Source organism: Sphingosinicella sp., assembly GCF_013911755.1.
Taxonomy (GTDB): Bacteria; Pseudomonadota; Alphaproteobacteria; order Sphingomonadales; family Sphingomonadaceae; genus Sphingosinicella.
Genome location: NZ_JACESP010000033.1, coordinates 11,774 through 28,979, shown reverse-complemented (window position 1 = coordinate 28,979; position 17,206 = coordinate 11,774). Strand labels below are relative to the sequence as shown.

Here is a 17,206-nt window from a genome sequence, read left to right as displayed (position 1 = left end):
AAGCCGTCGGGTGATCCCGCCAGCTTCCAGAGCAGCACATGGGCTGCGATATAGACGACGGCGCCGACTGCGACGCGCGGCAGCACAGAAAGCAGAATGGCAAATTCAGACATGCCTGCCGGCGATGACGCGGGCATCAGCAACAATACCGCCGACATGCCGGCAACGGCCACAAGGCTCCGCCAGCCCATCAGGAATGCTGCGAAGAAAGAGTCCTTCAACAGTGTTTTGGCGAAGAGCATGTTTACCGAGGCGCGCAGCATCAGGTAGCCCGCCATGGCGTAGATCATGCCGGGCGCGCCGTGCTGACTTGCGGCGTACCAGAACAAAGGCAGTGCGATAACGGCCATGAACGTCGCGCGCATCACCATCTGCCGAAGCGCGAGTTTCGCCATCGCCAGACCGTTCGTGGAAGCGCCGACCATCGAGATCGCGTAGGCAGGGCCAAACACCTGGACGACCTGCGGGGCTTCAACAAGCCACTTTTGCCCAACAATCAACGCGACGAGTTCGGGGGCAAGTATCGCCGAGCCAAATCCGATAGGCAGCGCAATGCCGAGAACCGTTGCCTGCGCCTTGCGGTAGGCCACGCGCAGGCGCGCCGTATCGTGCGCGAGCGCGGCAAGACCCGGAAAGAGCGCCTGCGTCAGCGGACCGGTGAGTTCCCGCGTGGCGAGCTGGGAAATATCCTTGCCAACCGTGTAGAAACCGAGCGCATGGGCGCCCGCGTAGCGCCCAAGCAGAAGCGTGGGTGCTGCAGTGGTCATGTAGTCGAGGATGGCGTCGATGGTCATCCAGCTGCCGAAGCGCAGGAATGCGCCACTTTCGCGGAAGCCCAGCGTTGGTTTGTAAGGGATGCGCCAATAGCTGAAAGCGGTTTCCGTCAGGCGGCCCGCCACCGTGCCGGCGACGATGGCCCAGTAGCTTTCGGTGAGAATGGCGACCGCGATTGCCGAAAGCGAACCGATGACGGTGGAGAGCGCGACGCGCTTGAATTCGCGCGAAAAGTCGATGTTCCTGCGGAACATCAGCATGGCGGGGTTTTTCAGCCCATCGAATATCAGCACGATCGAGATGACCCGCAGCACATTGGCAAGTGCGGGCTCCTTCGCGTAGGCGGCGATCGGGTCCGCGAAGGCGAACAGCAGGCCGGCCACGATGATGCCGCGCAGCAGATTGATCGTGAAACCCGTATCAAGGTGCGTGGTGTTCACCTCGCGCATCGAGATCAGCGCGCTGTTGACCCGTATGTCGGAAAACACCTGCGTCAGGCCGATGATGGCGATGGCATAGGAGGCGACGCCATAGTCCGAAGGATCGAGCAGACGGCCCAGAACCATCAGGTTGACCAGGCTGAACAGACGCAGGATGAAGCGCGCGCCCGTCATGAACAGCGCGCCCTTCAGCACGCGGTCTCCCACATTCTTGTCGCTGCGTTCGAACTTCATGCGGGTCCGTTAAGGCGTATCGGTTTCAAAGGAAATAACGCATACGCAGCGTCTGCGTCGTCTCGCCTTCCACGTGGAAGCGCGCCTTGTCGAACTTCGGTGGACCGAAGGCGATCTTCGCGTTGTTCGAGAAGGCAACGCCCTCCGTCGGCATACCGATGAAGCTCTTGTCGAGCTTTTTGTTGTCGTTCTCGTCATGGATCGCCGAGATGGCATAGTCGCCCGGCTGAAGTCCGGCGATGTCGAGCACGGGATTCGATGCCAGCACGCTTTCCTTTGTGGCGCCCCTGCCATGCGTGCAGTCCGGATAGCCCGACGCATCGCTCCACAGGCAGAGGCGAATACTGCCCTTCTGCGAGCGCAGCCCCTCAAACGTCAGGTGCAGCGAGGCCTGCGGCGGCGCCGCGCCGAGAAGCGGCAGGGACGCCGCCATGATGAGCACGCGTTTCAGCATCGAAATCTCCAAGGCCGCTGTCCGTCTGGCAAAACCTGTCCCAGTGCCGGAAATAGAGGCCGTAGTTGCAGCGATAATCCTGATGATGCCGGTGATGGTGCGACGCGGTTATCACCAGCTTCCCGAACAGCCCGTTAACCAGCCTGCGCGGAAACAGCTCCCAGCCCATGTGGTTGGTGACGCCGAAAAAGGTCATCACCGTCAGCACGAAGCCGAGCGCCGCGACATGGATGGGTATGACGAACGTCAGCGCCGGGATCAGCGCCGCGCCGATCAGCGATTCCCACGGATGGAAGCTCATCGCGGCCCACGCTGTCGGCGGCCGGCTGTCGTGGTGCACCTTGTGAATGCGCGCGAACAGTCGGGGCGCGTGCATCCAGCGGTGTGTCCAGTAGAAATACGTGTCGTGGATGAGGAGGTAGGCGAGCACGCTCGCCGGGAGCCACCACCAGCCGAAAGCGCCCGGATCGGTGTAAATCCGCGTCCAGCCGTGCGCCTGCCACGCATAGACCGCGACCCCCGCCGGCACCGCATAGATCGCCGCGGCCGTCAGCGACCAGCCGATCTCGCTGCGGATCTGCCGCGACATCCGCGCGCCCGCGTAGATGCCGGGCCGCACGCGCCCCGAAAGCCACGCAAACGCGCCTGAGACCGCCAGATAGCGGACGGCGACGATCAGGATCATCGCGGCAACGGTGATGAGGGCTTCGACCACGCGCGCCTTCTATCAGCCGCGCGGCCGCCGGTCATGCAAATCCGGTGGCATTTGTGTGCCGACCCGCTACACCTGAAAGGGTATGGATTTCGACCTGATCCTGGTGGGCGGGGGCCTGGCATCGGGGCTTGCGGGGCTAAGGCTTGCCACGCGGCGGCCGGAGCTTCGCGTCGCGATCGTCGAGGCGGAAAGCCGGATCGGCGGCGATCATATCTGGTCGTCCTTCGATAGCGACATGACGCCCGCGCAGCGTGAATGGACAGCGTCGCTCTATGTCGCGCGATGGCCGCGCTACGATGTTCGCTTTCCGGCGTTCAGCCGAACGCTGCACCACGGCTACGCAAGCGCGCGCTCGGCGAACCTCGATGCCGCCGTTCGGGCCGCCATGCCTGCCGATTGCCTGCTCTTCGGTCGCAAGGTCCGCAGCCTCGATGCGACCAGCGTGACGCTTGAAACAGGCGAGCGGCTCGGCGCGCGCGTCGTCATCGACGGGCGCGGGCATGCGCCGACGACGGCACTTGATCTGGCGTGGCAGAAGTTCGTGGGCCTGGAGATCGAGATGCTGCGTCCGCACGGCATGGACGTGCCGCTCATCATGGATGCCACCGTCGATCAGACGGAAGGCTACCGCTTCGTCTACGTGCTGCCGTGGGACGAGCGCCGCCTGCTCATCGAGGACACGTATTACAGCGACAGCCCCGATCTGGACGTGGAGACGGTGAAGGCGCGGATCGGGGATTGGGCACTCAGCGCCGGGCTCGGCCCGCACGGTATCGTCAGGAGCGAACAGGGCGTACTGCCGCTTGCGCTCGGCGGGAACATCGATGCGCTTTGGGATGCAGGGACGCCGGGCGTCGCGCGCCTCGGGATGCGGGCCGGGCTTTTCCATCCGCTCACCGGCTACAGCTTCCCCGATGCGGTGCGCACCGCCGATCTTCTCGCTGGTCTGCCGCGGTTCGATCCCGATCTCGTCTACAATGCCATGCGTTCGCACGCGACGCGCACGTGGCATGGGCGCCGTTATTACCGGATGCTCGCGCGCATGTTGTTCCGCGCCGCCGATCCGCCCGCGCGCTACCGCGTGCTTCAGCATTTCTATCGGCTGCCGGAAGCGCTCATCGCGCGCCTCTATGCCGGCAGCTCGACGCGCGCCGACAAGCTGCGCATCCTTGCGGGTCGCCCGCCGGTACCTGTAGGGCGTGCGCTCGCGGTAATGCTCGGGATCGATTAGGCGGAAAAATGGCAAGACTTGCAGTGATCGGCAGCGGCTTCGGGGGGCTTGCCCTTGCGGTGCGCCTGCAATCCGCCGGGCATCACGTCACGCTGTTCGAAGCGCGCGAAAAGCCGGGCGGGCGCGCCTACGTTTACGAGGAGGGGGGGTACACGTTCGATGCCGGCCCCACGGTCGTCACCGATCCCACCTGCCTTGAAGAGCTGTTCGCGCTTTCGGGGCGCCGCCTTGCCGATTATGTCGACCTGATGCCGGTCGAGCCGTTCTACCGGCTGCACTGGCCGGACGGCACGACCTTCAACTACACGGGAGACGACGCGCGACTCTCCGCCGAGATCGCGGCACTTTCGCCCGAGGATGTCGAAGGTTACCGGCGGTTCTTCGCCTATTCCGAAGGCGTGTTCCGCGAAGGCTACGAGAAGCTCGGCCACGAAGCGTTTCTGGATTTCCGATCGATGCTCGCCGCAGCGCCGCAGCTGATGCGCTACGGCGCGTGGCGTTCGGTCCATTCGGTCGTCGCGAGCCATATCCGCCATCCGAAGCTGCGCGAGGCGTTCAGCTTCCACACGTTGCTTGTGGGCGGAAATCCGTTCAATACCAGCTCGATATACGCGCTTATTCATGCGCTGGAGAAGAAATGGGGCGTCTGGTTCCCGCGCGGCGGCACGCATGCGCTGGTGCGCGGCCTCGTTCGACTGTTCGAGGATCTGGGCGGCACGGTGAAGCTGGGGACGCCCGTCACGGCGATCGAAACCGAAGGGGATCGGGTGACCGGCATCATGGCGGGCGGCGAGCGCCACGTGTTCGATGCGGTCGCTTCCAACGGCGATATCGTGCACACCTACGCCGATCTTCTGGGTGCGACCGCGCGCGGAAAATCGGCTGCGAAATCACTGAAACGAAAGCGGTTTTCGCCTTCGCTGTTCGTGATCTACTTCGGTGCGAAGGGCACTTGGCCGGACGTGCCGCACCACAACATCCTGTTCGGCCCGCGCTACCGCGCGCTGCTTGATGAGATTTACGGCGGTGGCGGTCTCGCCGACGATTTCTCGCTCTACCTGCACCATCCGACCGCGTCCGATCCGGGGCTGTCGCCGCCGGGGTGCAGCAGCTTCTACGTGCTGTCGCCGGTGCCGCACCTCGGGAAGTACGATGGCGATTGGGACAGTCTCGCCCCGGAGTATGCCGATCGCATTCTTCGTTCGCTCGATGCGCATGTGCTTCCCGAACTTCTCGAAAATATCGAGGTCAAAAGCTGGTTTACGCCGCAGGATTTCAGAACCGAACTGAAGGCGCACCTCGGTTCGGCGTTCAGTCTCGAACCCGTGCTCTGGCAGAGCGCGTGGTTCCGCGTGCACAACCGGGACGACGTGATCCCGAACCTCTATTTCGTGGGCGCGGGGACGCATCCCGGCGCCGGGATTCCGGGCGTGGTCGGCTCGGCGAAGGCGACCGCCCGGCTGATGCTCGCCGACCTTTCCGATGGATGAGCTGACCCGCTGGGCGAAGCACAGCATCGCGCGCGGATCGCGCAGCTTTGCGCTCGCCTCGCGGCTGTTCGACCCGGAAACCCGGCGCCGCGCCTGGCTGCTCTACGCGTGGTGCCGCCACTGCGACGACGTGATCGACGGGCAGGAAGGTGGGCAGGGCCGTGTGACTGCGGATGCGGACGTCACGGCGCGACTTGCCGAATTGAAGCAGAAGACGCGTGCAGCGCTGGAAGAAAAGAAAAGCGATATCAGTGCATTCGGCGCGATTTCTATGGTTGCTTACGAAACGCGAATGCCGGAAGCCTATCCGCTCGCGCACCTCGCGGGTTATGCGATGGACGTGCACGAGCGCCGCTTCCGCCACATCGAAGACACGCTCGATTATTGCCACCATGTGGCGGGCGTCGTCGGCGAGATGATGGCTGTCGTGATGGGCATCGCACCCGAAAACCGCGATCTGCTGCTGCGCGCCGCCGACCTCGGCATCGCCTTCCAGCTTACCAACATCGCGCGCGACGTGTTCGACGATGCCGCGCTCGGGCGCTGTTACCTCCCCGAAGACTGGCTCGCCGATGCGGGCATACCGCCGGGCGATCATGTGCGTCCCGAACATCGCGGCGCGCTTGTCGGCATTGTCCGGCGGCTGCTCGATCTTGCGGATGCCTATTACGTGTCGGCGCGCGAGGGCGCGCGGCGTTTGCCCCGGCGTTCAGGTCGAGCCGTACTCTCCGCCGCCGACATCTATGCCGCGATCGGCGACAAGGTTCGCGCGGCGGGGCCTGCGGCGTGGGATCACCGGCAGGGTACGTCGATCGCCGAAAAGCTGCGCTTCGTGCTCGGCGCCTTCCTTTCGGCCCACCTCACGACGCCGCTACCGCCGCGTCCGTCGCTGTGGAAGAAGGGCGATACGCCGGACTGGACGCCGCCAGCGCCGCCGTCACCCCCTCCGGCGTAAGGCCGAAGTCGGCGAGCCGGTAGCGATGCCCGATATGGCGACGTTCGCGCGCCATATACGCCTCCATCCGCGCCATCAGCGCCTCTCCAAGCGGCAGGTCGAGCCAGTCGTAAAGGCGGCGCACGCTGCCGCGCCAGTCCTGCTCCATGTCGGCGAAATCGAGCGCGAAGGCGCGCGTATCGGCAAGCGTCGCCCGGAATGCATCGGCGCGGGCCTGCCGGAGCGCGGTCTTGTGCAGCCATTCGCGGCCGATCCATGCCGGGTCGACCACGTCCGACTGCACCACCATCTGGTTCCACACGAGCGAACAGCCCGACGCCACAAGCGCGTTGGCCTCGCGCGTCATGAAGATGAAGCGCGCACCCGGAAAAACCTCCGAAAGTGTAGTCAGGTCTTGCAGATATTGTGGAGACTTCAGAAGCCATGGGAGCTTCGGGTCGCTGCCGCGAAACCAGCCGGCTAGGCGCAGCAGGTCCGCGAAGCGGCGGTAGGCGGGGAGGGCGTCGGCGGTCTCGCAGTGGCGGGCGAACGCCGGGATGCGGCGCTGCGCCTCAATCTGCGCGCCCCAGAAACTATGCTCCAGCAGCCCGGTTTCCTCGTCGGGCTCCATCGGCCCGGTAGGATGCGCGGCGGCATTGCCGGGGTTCACCCAGTTGAGGAAGCGCAAGCCGAAACCTGCCCAGCGGATACGCGGATCGCGCCCTGCGTGCGGTCTTGGGACGGGGCTCAGCATTTCAAAAAGCCGGAGGTGTGCGAAGCGATCGTCGCAGGCGAGCAGGCGTTGCAGCCGCGTGGTGCCGGAGCGCATCTGGCCGCAGATGATGAGCGGCGGCGCGAGCGGCCGCGCGCGGATTTCGGGATGCGCGGCAAGCAGCGCCTCGGCGCGGAGGCGGTCGACGAGCACTTTCAGGATGCTGCCATGCGCGATGGTGCGGCCGATGGCGTTCATCGGCGCATCGCGGAGCGCTTCGAGCAGCACGGAGAGATTGTCGCGCCAGGCATCGTCGGGGCCGCAATCGTCCAGCTTCGCCACGCGGCGCGCCTGCCGGAACAGCCGGTCTTCATCGAGATCGGGCGGCGGCAGCACCCCGGCCGACCACAGTTTCGGCAGCAAACGCTCGGCAAGCCGAAACGCTGTGGGCCGCGGCGCCGGCCTCACGCGCCCGTCGGCACCCGGATGTCGCCGCCGGCGCGCTCAAGCTCTGGCTTCAGCACGCGCACGGGGGGCGCCCACAGGAAGCCGAACGACACGGTGCCGTGCTTGCTGTTCACCACATGGTGCAGCCGGTGCGCCTGTACGATACGCTTCATGTAGGCGCTTTTCGGCACATATCCGTGTGCGATGCGGCGGTGGACGATGACGTCATGAAAGCCGAAATAGATCGCGCCGTAGCCCGCGATGCCGATGCCTGCCCACATCCACGCCGGATGCCATCCGGCCTCGACACCAAGGTAGATGCACGCGATCGAGGGCAAAGCGAACATGAAGGCGAACCAGTCGTTTTTCTCGAAGATGCCCGTGCGCGGCTCGTGGTGCGACTTGTGCAGCGACCAGAGGAAGCCGTGCATCACCCAGCGGTGCGCGACATAGGCGACGCCTTCCATGGCGAGCGTCGCGGCGAGTGCGACGAGGATGCCGGTCCAGATGCTCATGGCGCAGAGCTATAGCACCGGGGTCAGCTTGGGTTAAGGCAGATCGGGTGAAGAACGCCGCGAACATCGGAGACCGATTCATGAAGCCAGTGCTGTTTGTCCTCACCGCCGCTGCGCTCCTCGCGGGCTGCGCCGCGAGCTATGAAAACCGCATCGAGCGGAGCCTGACGAGCGCGGGCATCTCGCGGCCCGTCGCGGGCTGCATGGCGGACCAGATGGTCGATCGACTCTCCACCGCGCAGCTCAAGCGACTCGCGCGCTTCGCCAAGGGCGTCGACCGGCGCGAGGTGGAGCAGATGAGCCTGCGCGAGATCCAGCGGCGCTTTCAGGCGATCGGCGATCCCGAAATCGTCGAGGTGGTTACGCGCGCCGGGCTCGGCTGCGCGCTGATGGGTGCCTGACGATGCGGCGCGCTCTCGCCATGCTCGCGGCCTTGGGTCTGCTCGCGGCGTGCAACCCGTCGAATGCACAGATCGAGAGCGCGCTCTTGTCACGCGGCTTCGGCAAGCAGGAATCGGCGTGCGTCGCGCGTGAACTCGCCGGCAGGCTTCAGGAGCGGGATTGGCTGCTGATCGCCGAGGTCGCCGGAGACACAATGCGCACACCTGATGAATGGCGTGACATGACGATCGGCGAAATTGGCGACAAGCTGACCCGGCTCGGCGACACCCGGCTCATTTCCACACTGCTGCGCGCGGGTATGGGGTGTTCGCTGCTCGGCGGCGAGCGTGTTGCTGGTGCTACGCTCTAGCGAGTCGGAACGAAACCGCGTCTGACAGGCGCCGACGCCAGCTGAGGCGCGGCGGCTTTTGGGCGCGGCACGCCCAGAACATCAGGATCTTGTAGGCGCAAGGTCCGCGTTCCATCGTCTTCAGTCCCCAGTTTCGGTGCCCGAGCCTAAACCAGACCGAGGTTACGCGCGTGTGACGGGCATATGACGTGTCGTAGACTCGTTTCGTCGCGCGGGCGCTGGACAGCAGGAAACGCGCCGTGAGATGACTCCGGCAGAGCAAAGGGGCGGGGGACGTATGCGTCTGAGAGGGATGGTGTTTCTGCTGGCGCTCGGCGTTGCGGCCTGTGCCGCGCCGCCTGCACCACCGCCACCCGTCAAAGCGCCGCCGCCGCCGCAGGTTTCGCGCCCGCCGCTGCCGCCCACAGGCGTTGATCCCGCCTATGAGCTCCCTCCGAAAGACCCCGAGGGCCGCTTCCTGACGCCGAACGTCGGCATCGGGCCGCTGGAGACGCTGTTCAACGTCCGCTCCGCGCTCAACGTCGCAGCGCTCAGCTGCTCGACGAGCGCGAACACGGCGCCGCGCGACGGCTACAACCGGTTCCTGAAGCTCCACAAGACCGTACTCGCGAACGCCAACAAGGCGATCGACGCCAAATACCGCCGCGAACACGGCAGCGCCGGCCTGCGCGTCCGCGACAGCCGGATGACGAAGCTCTACAACCATTATGCCTATCCGCCGGTGAAAGGCGCGTTCTGCGCGAAGACCGCGCGCTATCTCACGGCCGCGAACGCCATGGCTTCAAAGGATCTCGAAACGTGGTCGCTCGGCGCGCTTGCCGACATCGAGCAGGATTTCCAGGATCATTTCCGCCGCATCGAAGCGTTCCAGGCGGAACTCCGAGCGTGGCATCAAAAGCAGCAGGTGGCGGGGCTTTCGGAGTAGCTAGCGGTTCATACCTTGATTTCAAGCGACGCAATCCGATCACCGTCAAGCGCGAAAATGTAGCGGAGATCGATCGGACTGCCGGGAAAATCGCCGACGAGGTGGCTGGTCACAATGGTGGTGTCACCGGCGTCTTCCAGCGCGATAGGCTCGCTCGTGTAGTTGTATTTGGTCGAGGCTTCGGCTTTCCAGGCGGCGATTGCGGAACGTCCCACGTGGGTTCGGCCTTCGTCTTTCACTACCGCCTCTTCGGTGAAGCAGCGGGCGATGGCATCGCTGTCTCCCCGGTTTCTATCGGCTGTGAAATAGGCGGCAATGGGCTTCGGCAGGTCGAGAGGCATGGGAGGTCTCCGGCAGATTGATTGCCGCAGAGGGTGGGACTAGCCTTCTGAAATGACAAGAACGCACGAAAATGTAAGCACCTTACCCGAAGGTAAGAATAGCCATTTGACGCCGGTTTCGGCTGCGGACGGTGTCGAGCAAGTGCTGCGGATTCTGGAGGGCCGCTGGAAGCTCGTGATCCTGTTCCATCTGTTCGGCGGCAGGGTGCTGCGCTTTTCCGATCTGGAACGGGCTATACCGGCGATTTCGCAGAAAATGCTGATCCAGCAGCTTCGCCAGATGGAGAAGGACGGCGTCGTGCGCCGGATCGTTCATCATCAGGTGCCGCCCAAGGTGGAATATTGCCTCACCGATTGGGGTCAGGCGCTCTGCCCCGCGCTGGACGCACTCCTGACCTGGGCGGGCCAGCGTGAAGCCATGGCGCAACCGGCACCAGATTGAACGGTGCGTTCAGGCGTGGCCGATCCAGCCGCGCCAGGTGAACGCCGCGAAGAAAGGCTCGGCGTCGGCGAAGCCGGCCGCGCGCAGGATCGCGAGATCATTCTCCGGGCTCATCATGTTGACCGCCGTCGCCACCGCATTCCGCGCTATCTCGGCCTGTTCAGGGTCCGCGCCCGAGGCGACTGCGAAGCCAGCGTAGCGCGACAGCCAGAGGTCTCGCGAGGCATCCTGCGGGTAGCTGCCGTGCGCCGCGACGAAGGGCGCGCCCGGTTTCAGGCGCTGGTGGATCGCGCGAACGGTACGTTCGCGTTCGGCGGCACTCAGGAAATGCAGTGTGAGGAGGCACGTGGCGGCGTCGAACGGCCCGGCTGGCGCATCGTCGATATAGCCTTCGACAAGCTCGACACGCGCCATCAGCGGGCCGAGCGTGCGCTCCGCCTGCCGAAGCATTGCACCGGCAGGGTCGACGCCCACGAACGTCCAGCCGGGATGCGCTGTGGCGAGCGCTTTCAGTTCGAGGCCGCCGCCCGCGCCAAGGACGAGAACGCGCGCGTCCGAAGGGGCGTGCTCGGCGAGCAGCACGGAGGTCATCCGGTGCAGACCATCGAAGCCGGGCACGAAGCGCGGCGGCCCTTCGGCATAGTGCGCCACGGCGGCGGGATCCGAAAAGGCCTTGATGAAATCCATTGCCCCGTCTTCGGCTTTAGTCGCCATGGTCATGATCCTTTGCAAATGAGATGCCGCGCTGTTTCAAGCGGGCGTGGAAATCGGCGCTGAGCGCGGCAAGCGTGACGGTTTCGAAGCGTGCCAGCAGCAGCTCCTCGGCTTCACGAAAAGCGTCGCTGAGCGCGGCGTTCACGGCCTGCTCGACAAGGCAGCCGGGGGATTCGGTGCGGTTGCCGATCGACAGCAGGGCGGGGTGGCCAAGCGCGTTGTAAACGTCGCGCAGGGTGACGGCGCCGAGATCGCAGGCGAGCGTCCAGCCGCCGCCGTGACCCTTTTCGGAACGCACATAACCCGCATCGCGCAGCCCGGCCATCACGCGCCGGATCACGACCGGGTTCGTCTGCATCGCCTTCGCGAGCGTTTCGGAGGTCATCGGGCCGTCGTGCTCGGCCATGTGCAGCAGCACATGGAGCACGCCCGACAGGCGGCTGTCGCGTTTCATGTAACTTCAATTAGTACGTGATCGGGCGAAGCACAAGGGCGCTCGCGAACGCCCTGTGCGATCGTGGAAAGTTTAGGCCAGTGCCTCGGCGATCAGGCGCCGCGTGTTGGCGATGCCGTAGAGCGCGATGAAGCTGCCCATGCGCGGGCCTTGCGACGATCCGAGCAGCGTCTCGTACAGCGCCGCGAACCAGTCGCGCAGGTTTTCGAAGCCGGCTTCCTTGCCGACCGCGTAAACCTCGTTCTGGATCGCTTCGGCTTCTGCATCCGTGGGCAGTACCGCGAGGCGCGCGTCGAGATCGCGGAGCGCCGCCGCCTCGCGTGTGTCGGGCTTGCGGCGTTTCAGCGTCGGCGCGACGAAATCGCGGTTGTATGCGAGCGCATGGCCGATCAGCTTGTCGATCTCCGGATACGCCTCCGCACTCGCCCCCGGCACGTAGTTGCCGAGATACGCCCACACCTGCGCGCGGTCTGCATCGGCGCCCATCACACCGACGAGGTTCAGGAGGAGCCCGAACGTCACCGGCATCGGCGCGTCCGGCACCTTGCCGCCGTGGATGTGGTGCACGGGGTTGCCGAGCTTCTTGTCGAGCGGCTGATCGGCATAGTTCGCGCGGAACTGGAAATATTCGTCCACCGCGCGCGGGATCACGCCGATATGGAGCTGCTTGGCGCTTTTCGGCTCGCGGTAGGCATAGAAGGCGACGCTTTCGCCGGGGCCGTAGGTCAGCCATTCTTCCAGAGCGAGGCCGTTGCCCTTGGACTTGGAAATCTTCTCGCCCTTTTCGTCGAGAAACATCTCGTAAATCAGGCCCTCGGGCTTGCGGCCGCCCAGAACCTTGGCGATGCGGCCGGACTGCACGCCCGAATCCGTCAGATCCTTGCCGTACATCTCGTAATCGACATCGAGCGCGACCCAGCGCATCGCCCAGTCGACCTTCCATTGCAGCTTGGCGCCGCCCGAAAGGATGCAGTGTTCGTGCACGCGCCCGTCTTCCTCGAAACGGATCAGGCCGGCGGCGGCGTCCACGACCTCGATCGGTACCTGCAGCACCTTACCCGACACGGGGCTGATCGGGAGCACGGGCGAATAGGTGCGGCGGCGTTCCTCACGCAGTGTCGGCAGCATGATGTCCATGATCGCCTGATAATTGGCGAGGACGTTCTTCAGCTGATCGTCGAAGCGGCCCGATGTGTAGTAATCGGTCGAGCTGGCGAATTCGTACTCGAAGCCGAAGCGGTCGAGGAAGGCGCGCAGCATCGCGTTGTTGTGGTGCGCGAAGCTTTCGAACTTCCCGAACGGATCGGGAATCCGCGACAGCGGTTCGCCAAGATGCGCGGTCAGCATCGCCTGATTGGGCACGTTGTCGGGCACCTTGCGGAGTCCGTCCATATCGTCCGAGAAGGCGAGCAGGCGCGTCGGGATGTCCGACATTTCCGCGAAGGCGCGGCGGACCATGGTGGTGCGCAGCACCTCGTTGAACGTGCCGATGTGCGGCAGGCCCGAGGGGCCGTAGCCGGTTTCGAACAGCACATGACCTTTCGCGGGCACGCCGCCTTTCAGCCGCGCCAGCACCTTCCGGGCTTCCTCATAGGGCCAGGCTTTGGAAACGAGTGCGGCGGCGCGAAGGTCATCTGTCATGGCGGGGACACGCGCTAGCGGCAGCGGGCGGCGCGCGCAACCGTTTACGCCGCGGCAAGCTTGGCTGGGCTACGTTCAGCGACATGAACCCGACGCTATCCGCATCGCTTTCAGCCCTCCTTGCGCGCGAAATGCGTTCCGGCGAGCGTTTGCTCTGGTCCGGCCAGCCTGACGCGCGGCGCGCGATGCTGAAGCCGTTCGCCTTCTATCTCTTCGCCGTGCCGTGGACCGCGTTTTCGCTGTCGTGGGAAACGATTGCGGTCCGCATGGCCTTCACCGGCGCGCCGCCGCTTGTCGGCATCATCATGACCTTGTTTGGACTGCCGTTCGTGGTGATCGGCCTTGCCATGATGGCCGCACCCTTTTCCGCGAACCGCACCGCGCGCCGCACGATCTACGGCGTCACCGACCACCGCCTCGTGGAACTCATCTCAGGGCGCTCACTCAAGGTCCGCAGCGTCGAAGCGTCGTCGATCGGCCCGGTCACGCGGCGGCAGCGGGAAAACGGTCACGGCACGCTCTCCATCGAAACCGGCAGCCACCGCGACAGCGAAGGCGATCGCACCACGGACACGTTCGTGTTCGAAAGTATCTCGGAAGTGTCGCGCGTCGAAACGCTGGTGAACCGGTTGCGCCAAACCGCGGCCGCGGCCTGAGGTTTTGCTTGCGCCGACCGTGCGCCCTGGCCGAAACAGGCGGGCGTGACGACTGCTCCCCTCCCTTGGCCCGCGCTCCACATCGGGCTCGACGGCATCTGGCTTGCGGACGCGGACGGCGCGCGCCGGGTGGATCGGCAGGCCGCGATCCGCCTGCTCGCCGACACGCCTACGCTGCTGATAAACGCACCGCTCGTCGCCTCGAAGCTCGGCTACCCGGAGGCGTCGGGGCTCGATGCGCTCGAACTGTTCGCCTTCGTGCACCCCGCGCGCTTCGCGGTGCCGACCGTGCACGGGCTCGCCGCTGTCCTCGGCCTCGATTCGGCGCATGAAGGTGCAGCGGAAGCGAAGCTGCTCCGCGCTGTCACGGAAACGCTGCTCGTGCAGATCGAGGGCGGCAAGTGGGACCGCGCGGGCGGCGCGTGGAATACCGCGCGCGCGCTTTCGCGGCTGAAATGGCCGTGGGCGCCTGCCGTGCTTGCCGCGCTCGGGGAGCCGCAGGGCCACGACCGCTCGGTCTTCACCAGCCTGCCGAAGTGGGAGGAGGGCGCGCCGCCCGTGCCGGTGCGCGAGGTAATCGTTACCGCCGATGACGCCGCGGGCCGCCTCGCGCAGCTTACCGGCACCGGCGCCGAGGAGCGCCCCGGGCAGCGCGCCTACGCCGTTGCCGCTGCCGGCGCGTTCCGGCCGCGCGAAGTGCGCGACGCGCCCAACGTGGTGCTCGCCGAGGCGGGGACGGGCATCGGCAAGACACTCGGCTACCTCTCGCCCGCGTCGCTCTGGGCCGAGCAATCCGGCGGCACCGTGTGGCTTTCCACCTACACGAAGGCGCTGCAGCGCCAGCTCGATCAGGAAACCGCGCGTCTCTACCCGGACCCGCGCGTGAAGGCGGCGCGGGTGGTCGTGCGCAAGGGGCGCGAGAATTATCTCTGCCTGCTCAACCTTGAAGACGCCGTGCAGGGCGGTTTCGCGGGCCGCGCGGGCATCTTCGCGCAGCTCGTGCAGCGCTGGGCGATGTACAGCCGCGACGGCGACATGGTCGGCGGCGATCTTCCCGGCTGGCTATCCGGCCTGTTCGGCAAGGCGGCGCGCGCGAGCCTCACCGACCGGCGCGGCGAGTGCGTCTATGCGGGCTGCCCGCATTATCGCCGCTGCTTCATCGAGCACGCGGTACGCGGCACGGCGGATGCGGACCTCGTCATCGCCAACCATGCGCTCGTCATGGTGAACGCGGTGCGCGGCAAAAGCGAAGGCCGGGGCCTCAAGCGCATCGTGTTCGACGAAGGCCACCACCTGTTCGACGCCGCTGACAGCGCCTTCGCGCTCGCGCTCACCGGCGGCGAGGCGATCGAGCTGCGCCGCTGGATTATCGGCCCGGAAAAGCGCAGCAAGGGGCGCCGCCGCGGTCTTGCCGCGCGCCTCGGCGATCTCGTTGCGTTCGACGGGGAGGGCGCGATGCTGCTCGAAGACGCCGTGCACACCGCCGCCGCGCTTCCAGCAGACGGCTGGCTCGGGCGCGTCGTCGAGGGCACGCCCGAAGGCCCGGTCGAACGCCTGCTCGCGGCCGTGCGGGCGCAGGTTTATGCGCGCGCTGATGCGAGCGAGACGGGCTACGGCCTTGAAACCGAAGTCGTCGCGCTCCAGCCCGCGCTCGTCGATGCGGCTGAGGTTGCCGCGCGCGCGCTCGAAGCCATCGCGGTGCCGCTCGCCAAGCTCTCGCAGCGGCTTGAAGCGCTCGTCGAGGAATCGCCGGACTGGCTCGACGGCGCCGGCCGCGCGCGCGTCGAGGGCGCGCTGTCCGGCCTTACGTGGCGGCGCGGGATCATCGGCGCCTGGGTGCAGCTCCTCGCGCGCATGGGCGGCCCGGCCGACCCGGATTTCGTGGACTGGCTCGCGCTCGAACGCATCGATGGACGCGAGATCGACGTCGGCATCCGCCGCCACTGGCTCGACCCTACGAAGCCCTTCGCCGAGGCGGTACTCAAGCAGGCGCACGGCGCGGTGATCACCTCGGCGACGCTGCGCTCGCGCATCACGGACGACACAGCGCCGGACGCCGACTGGCGCGACAGCGAGGCCCGCACAGGCGCCTCGCACCTGGCTTTGCCGCCTGTGCGTTTTTCCGCCAACAGCCCCTTCGATTACGCCCGGCAAGCGCGCGTGCTCATCATCACGGATGTGCAGCGCGGCAATGTCCCTGCGCTCGCGGGCGCCTACAAGGCGCTGATCTCGGCCTCGCGCGGCGGCGCGCTCGGCCTGTTCACGGCGATCTCACGACTGAAGGCCGTGCACGCGCGCATCGAGGAGAGCCTGGCGCGCGAAGGCCTGCCGCTCTTCGCGCAGCACATAGACCCGGTGGACGCGGGCACGCTCGTCGACATGTTCCGTGCCGATCCCGCCGCCTCGCTGCTCGGCACCGATGCGCTGCGCGACGGTGTCGACGTGCCCGGCGATTCGCTTCGTCTCGTCGTGCTCGAAGGCGTGCCGTGGCCGCGCCCCACCGTGCTGCACGCCGCGCGCCGCATCGCGTTCGGCGGCAAGACCTACGACGACCTCGTCGCCTCGGGCCGCATGGCGCAGGCGTTCGGGCGGCTCATCCGCCGTGCGAGCGACAAGGGTACGTTCGTGCTGCTTGGCGCCGCCGTTCCCAGCCGCCTCTGCCAGGCGTTCCCGGACGGCGTGACGGTCGAGCGCGTGCCGCTCGACGAGGCGGTTCGCATCGTGCGGGAAATGTCTGCGCCGACACGAAATCTTCCGATGACACCGGACGCGACATCGGGCATCAGCGCCGCGACATGAAGACGATCTTCCTGCTCCGCCACGCCAAATCCAGTTGGGACGACCCGGTCGAACGCGATTTCGACCGGCCCCTGAACACGCGTGGCCGCCGCGCCGCCGAGACGATCGGGCGCTACCTCCGCGAGCAGAGCCTCGCGTTCGACAGCGTCGTCGCCTCTCCGGCGGTGCGCGTCATTGAAACGCTGGACGGCGTTGAAAGCGGTGCGGGCCGCCGCCTCGGCGCGACCTTCGACAAGCGCGTCTACATGGCTTCCGCGCCGACCTTGCTCGACATCGTCCACGAAACCGATGCGGAGGCGGAAACGCTGCTCCTCGTCGGCCACAATCCCGGCCTCGAAGACCTGATCTTCCTGCTGACGCCCGCGGGCAGCGGCGAACTCCGCAGGGAGGTCGACATCAAGTACCCGACCGCTACGCTCGCCGAGATGCGTTTCGACGTGGATCGCTGGGAAGACATTGATGAGGCGGGCGGCGAACTCGTCCGCTTCATCCGCCCCCGCGATCTCGATCCCGCGCTCGGCCCGGACGGCACCTGAT

At 66.2% G+C, this 17,206-nt stretch carries 19 protein-coding genes; 10 read left to right on the top strand and 9 right to left on the bottom strand.

Annotation, left to right across the window (positions count from 1 at the left end; genetic code table 11):
• The 3 genes from H2052_RS17005 to H2052_RS16995 all read right to left on the bottom strand — a co-directional run.
• Positions 1 to 1,448: lipopolysaccharide biosynthesis protein (locus H2052_RS17005; protein WP_293784490.1), on the bottom strand; the 1,448-nt coding region annotated here is incomplete at its 3' end.
• 25 nt (positions 1,449 to 1,473) lie between these two features.
• Positions 1,474 to 1,902, bottom strand: a complete 429-nt coding sequence (locus H2052_RS17000) for a DUF2141 domain-containing protein (RefSeq protein ID WP_293784487.1) — start codon at positions 1,900 to 1,902, stop codon at positions 1,474 to 1,476.
• Positions 1,817 to 2,587: a sterol desaturase family protein gene (locus H2052_RS16995; RefSeq protein WP_293784493.1), complete on the bottom strand. Its 771-nt coding sequence runs from the start codon at positions 2,585 to 2,587 to the stop codon at positions 1,817 to 1,819. The genes H2052_RS17000 and H2052_RS16995 overlap by 86 nt, the downstream gene beginning before the upstream one ends.
• Positions 2,588 to 2,699: 112 nt before the next feature.
• On the opposite strand from H2052_RS16995, the gene crtY reads away from it, so the two are divergent.
• The 3 genes from crtY to H2052_RS16980 are packed head-to-tail and all read left to right on the top strand — an operon-like array spanning position 2,700 to position 6,293.
• Entirely contained in the window at positions 2,700 to 3,848 is a 1,149-nt protein-coding gene (gene crtY / locus H2052_RS16990; protein WP_293784484.1) for a lycopene beta-cyclase CrtY, read from the top strand.
• A gap of 8 nt (positions 3,849 to 3,856) precedes the next feature.
• Positions 3,857 to 5,338, top strand: a complete 1,482-nt coding sequence (locus H2052_RS16985) for a phytoene desaturase (RefSeq protein WP_293784481.1) — start codon at positions 3,857 to 3,859, stop codon at positions 5,336 to 5,338.
• Entirely contained in the window at positions 5,331 to 6,293 is a 963-nt protein-coding gene (locus H2052_RS16980; RefSeq protein ID WP_293784478.1) for a phytoene/squalene synthase family protein, read from the top strand. Before H2052_RS16985 ends, H2052_RS16980 begins: the two co-directional genes overlap by 8 nt.
• Here the strand turns inward: H2052_RS16980 and H2052_RS16975 are convergent.
• Both H2052_RS16975 and H2052_RS16970 read right to left on the bottom strand, forming a co-directional pair.
• Positions 6,199 to 7,452 carry a sulfotransferase gene (locus H2052_RS16975; protein ID WP_293784475.1) on the bottom strand — a complete coding sequence of 418 codons (1,254 nt, stop codon included), beginning with the start codon at positions 7,450 to 7,452 and terminating at the stop codon, positions 6,199 to 6,201. The two genes, H2052_RS16980 and H2052_RS16975, sit on opposite strands and share 95 nt — an antisense overlap.
• Positions 7,449 to 7,946, bottom strand: a complete 498-nt coding sequence (locus tag H2052_RS16970) for a sterol desaturase family protein (RefSeq protein WP_293784472.1) — start codon at positions 7,944 to 7,946, stop codon at positions 7,449 to 7,451. The genes H2052_RS16975 and H2052_RS16970 overlap by 4 nt, the downstream gene beginning before the upstream one ends.
• 80 nt (positions 7,947 to 8,026) lie before the next feature.
• Between H2052_RS16970 and H2052_RS16965 the strand changes: the two genes are divergently transcribed.
• The 3 genes from H2052_RS16965 (at position 8,027) to H2052_RS16955 (ending at position 9,622) form a co-directional block, all read left to right on the top strand.
• On the top strand, positions 8,027 to 8,347 hold the full coding sequence (locus tag H2052_RS16965; RefSeq protein WP_293784469.1) for a hypothetical protein: 321 nt from the start codon (positions 8,027 to 8,029) through the stop codon (positions 8,345 to 8,347).
• A gap of 2 nt (positions 8,348 to 8,349) precedes the next feature.
• Complete coding sequence (locus H2052_RS16960) at positions 8,350 to 8,697, top strand: hypothetical protein (RefSeq protein ID WP_293784466.1); 348 nt, start codon at positions 8,350 to 8,352, stop codon at positions 8,695 to 8,697.
• Positions 8,698 to 8,974: 277 nt separating this feature from the next.
• Positions 8,975 to 9,622 (top strand): hypothetical protein, encoded by a 648-nt coding sequence (locus H2052_RS16955; protein ID WP_293784463.1) that lies wholly within the window; start codon positions 8,975 to 8,977, stop codon positions 9,620 to 9,622.
• A gap of 8 nt (positions 9,623 to 9,630) precedes the next feature.
• On the opposite strand, the gene H2052_RS16950 is transcribed toward H2052_RS16955, so the two are convergent.
• Complete coding sequence (locus H2052_RS16950; protein ID WP_293784460.1) at positions 9,631 to 9,963, bottom strand: nuclear transport factor 2 family protein; 333 nt, start codon at positions 9,961 to 9,963, stop codon at positions 9,631 to 9,633.
• Between the two features lie 106 nt (positions 9,964 to 10,069).
• Here H2052_RS16950 and H2052_RS16945 point away from each other — a divergent pair, with 106 nt between their 5' ends.
• Positions 10,070 to 10,405 carry a helix-turn-helix domain-containing protein gene (locus H2052_RS16945; RefSeq protein WP_293784457.1) on the top strand — a complete coding sequence of 112 codons (336 nt, stop codon included), beginning with the start codon at positions 10,070 to 10,072 and terminating at the stop codon, positions 10,403 to 10,405.
• A gap of 9 nt (positions 10,406 to 10,414) precedes the next feature.
• Here the strand turns inward: H2052_RS16945 and H2052_RS16940 are convergent, their stop codons facing one another.
• The 3 genes from H2052_RS16940 to H2052_RS16930 all read right to left on the bottom strand — a co-directional run bounded on the left by H2052_RS16940 (position 10,415) and on the right by H2052_RS16930 (position 13,214).
• Positions 10,415 to 11,119, bottom strand: coding sequence for a class I SAM-dependent methyltransferase (locus H2052_RS16940; protein ID WP_293784454.1), 705 nt, complete (start codon positions 11,117 to 11,119; stop codon positions 10,415 to 10,417).
• Positions 11,109 to 11,573: an Rrf2 family transcriptional regulator gene (locus H2052_RS16935; RefSeq protein WP_293784451.1), complete on the bottom strand. Its 465-nt coding sequence runs from the start codon at positions 11,571 to 11,573 to the stop codon at positions 11,109 to 11,111. The genes H2052_RS16940 and H2052_RS16935 overlap by 11 nt, the downstream gene beginning before the upstream one ends.
• Before the next feature lie 72 nt (positions 11,574 to 11,645).
• On the bottom strand, positions 11,646 to 13,214 hold the full coding sequence (locus tag H2052_RS16930; RefSeq protein WP_293784448.1) for a lysine--tRNA ligase: 1,569 nt from the start codon (positions 13,212 to 13,214) through the stop codon (positions 11,646 to 11,648).
• Between the two features lie 131 nt (positions 13,215 to 13,345).
• Between H2052_RS16930 and H2052_RS16925 the strand changes: the two genes are divergently transcribed.
• The 3 genes from H2052_RS16925 to H2052_RS16915 are packed head-to-tail and all read left to right on the top strand — an operon-like array spanning position 13,346 to position 17,205.
• A complete protein-coding gene (locus tag H2052_RS16925; protein WP_293784445.1) occupies positions 13,346 to 13,870 on the top strand; it encodes a hypothetical protein in 525 nt (174 codons plus the stop codon).
• Between the two features lie 45 nt (positions 13,871 to 13,915).
• Positions 13,916 to 16,669, top strand: a complete 2,754-nt coding sequence (locus H2052_RS16920; protein WP_293784442.1) for an ATP-dependent DNA helicase — start codon at positions 13,916 to 13,918, stop codon at positions 16,667 to 16,669.
• Entirely contained in the window at positions 16,666 to 17,205 is a 540-nt protein-coding gene (locus H2052_RS16915; RefSeq protein ID WP_293784439.1) for a histidine phosphatase family protein, read from the top strand. The genes H2052_RS16920 and H2052_RS16915 overlap by 4 nt, the downstream gene beginning before the upstream one ends.
• Position 17,206 lies beyond the last annotated feature (1 nt).

Bases quoted from the DNA above. Each gene is read 5' to 3' on its own strand.
- H2052_RS16970 (WP_293784472.1), bottom strand. From the start codon at position 7,946: ATGAGCATCTGGACCGGCATCCTCGTCGCACTCGCCGCGACGCTCGCC.
- H2052_RS16915 (WP_293784439.1), top strand. From the start codon at position 16,666: ATGAAGACGATCTTCCTGCTCCGCCACGCCAAATCCAGTTGGGACGAC.
- H2052_RS16930 (WP_293784448.1), bottom strand. From the start codon at position 13,214: ATGACAGATGACCTTCGCGCCGCCGCACTCGTTTCCAAAGCCTGGCCC.
- H2052_RS16965 (WP_293784469.1), top strand. From the start codon at position 8,027: ATGAAGCCAGTGCTGTTTGTCCTCACCGCCGCTGCGCTCCTCGCGGGC.
- H2052_RS16940 (WP_293784454.1), bottom strand. From the start codon at position 11,119: ATGGCGACTAAAGCCGAAGACGGGGCAATGGATTTCATCAAGGCCTTT.
- H2052_RS16955 (WP_293784463.1), top strand. From the start codon at position 8,975: ATGCGTCTGAGAGGGATGGTGTTTCTGCTGGCGCTCGGCGTTGCGGCC.
- H2052_RS16995 (WP_293784493.1), bottom strand. From the start codon at position 2,587: ATGATCCTGATCGTCGCCGTCCGCTATCTGGCGGTCTCAGGCGCGTTT.
- crtY (WP_293784484.1), top strand. From the start codon at position 2,700: ATGGATTTCGACCTGATCCTGGTGGGCGGGGGCCTGGCATCGGGGCTT.
- H2052_RS16925 (WP_293784445.1), top strand. From the start codon at position 13,346: ATGCGTTCCGGCGAGCGTTTGCTCTGGTCCGGCCAGCCTGACGCGCGG.
- H2052_RS16960 (WP_293784466.1), top strand. From the start codon at position 8,350: ATGCGGCGCGCTCTCGCCATGCTCGCGGCCTTGGGTCTGCTCGCGGCG.
- H2052_RS16985 (WP_293784481.1), top strand. From the start codon at position 3,857: ATGGCAAGACTTGCAGTGATCGGCAGCGGCTTCGGGGGGCTTGCCCTT.
- H2052_RS16935 (WP_293784451.1), bottom strand. From the start codon at position 11,573: ATGAAACGCGACAGCCGCCTGTCGGGCGTGCTCCATGTGCTGCTGCAC.
- H2052_RS17000 (WP_293784487.1), bottom strand. From the start codon at position 1,902: ATGCTGAAACGCGTGCTCATCATGGCGGCGTCCCTGCCGCTTCTCGGC.
- H2052_RS16950 (WP_293784460.1), bottom strand. From the start codon at position 9,963: ATGCCTCTCGACCTGCCGAAGCCCATTGCCGCCTATTTCACAGCCGAT.
- H2052_RS16980 (WP_293784478.1), top strand. From the start codon at position 5,331: ATGGATGAGCTGACCCGCTGGGCGAAGCACAGCATCGCGCGCGGATCG.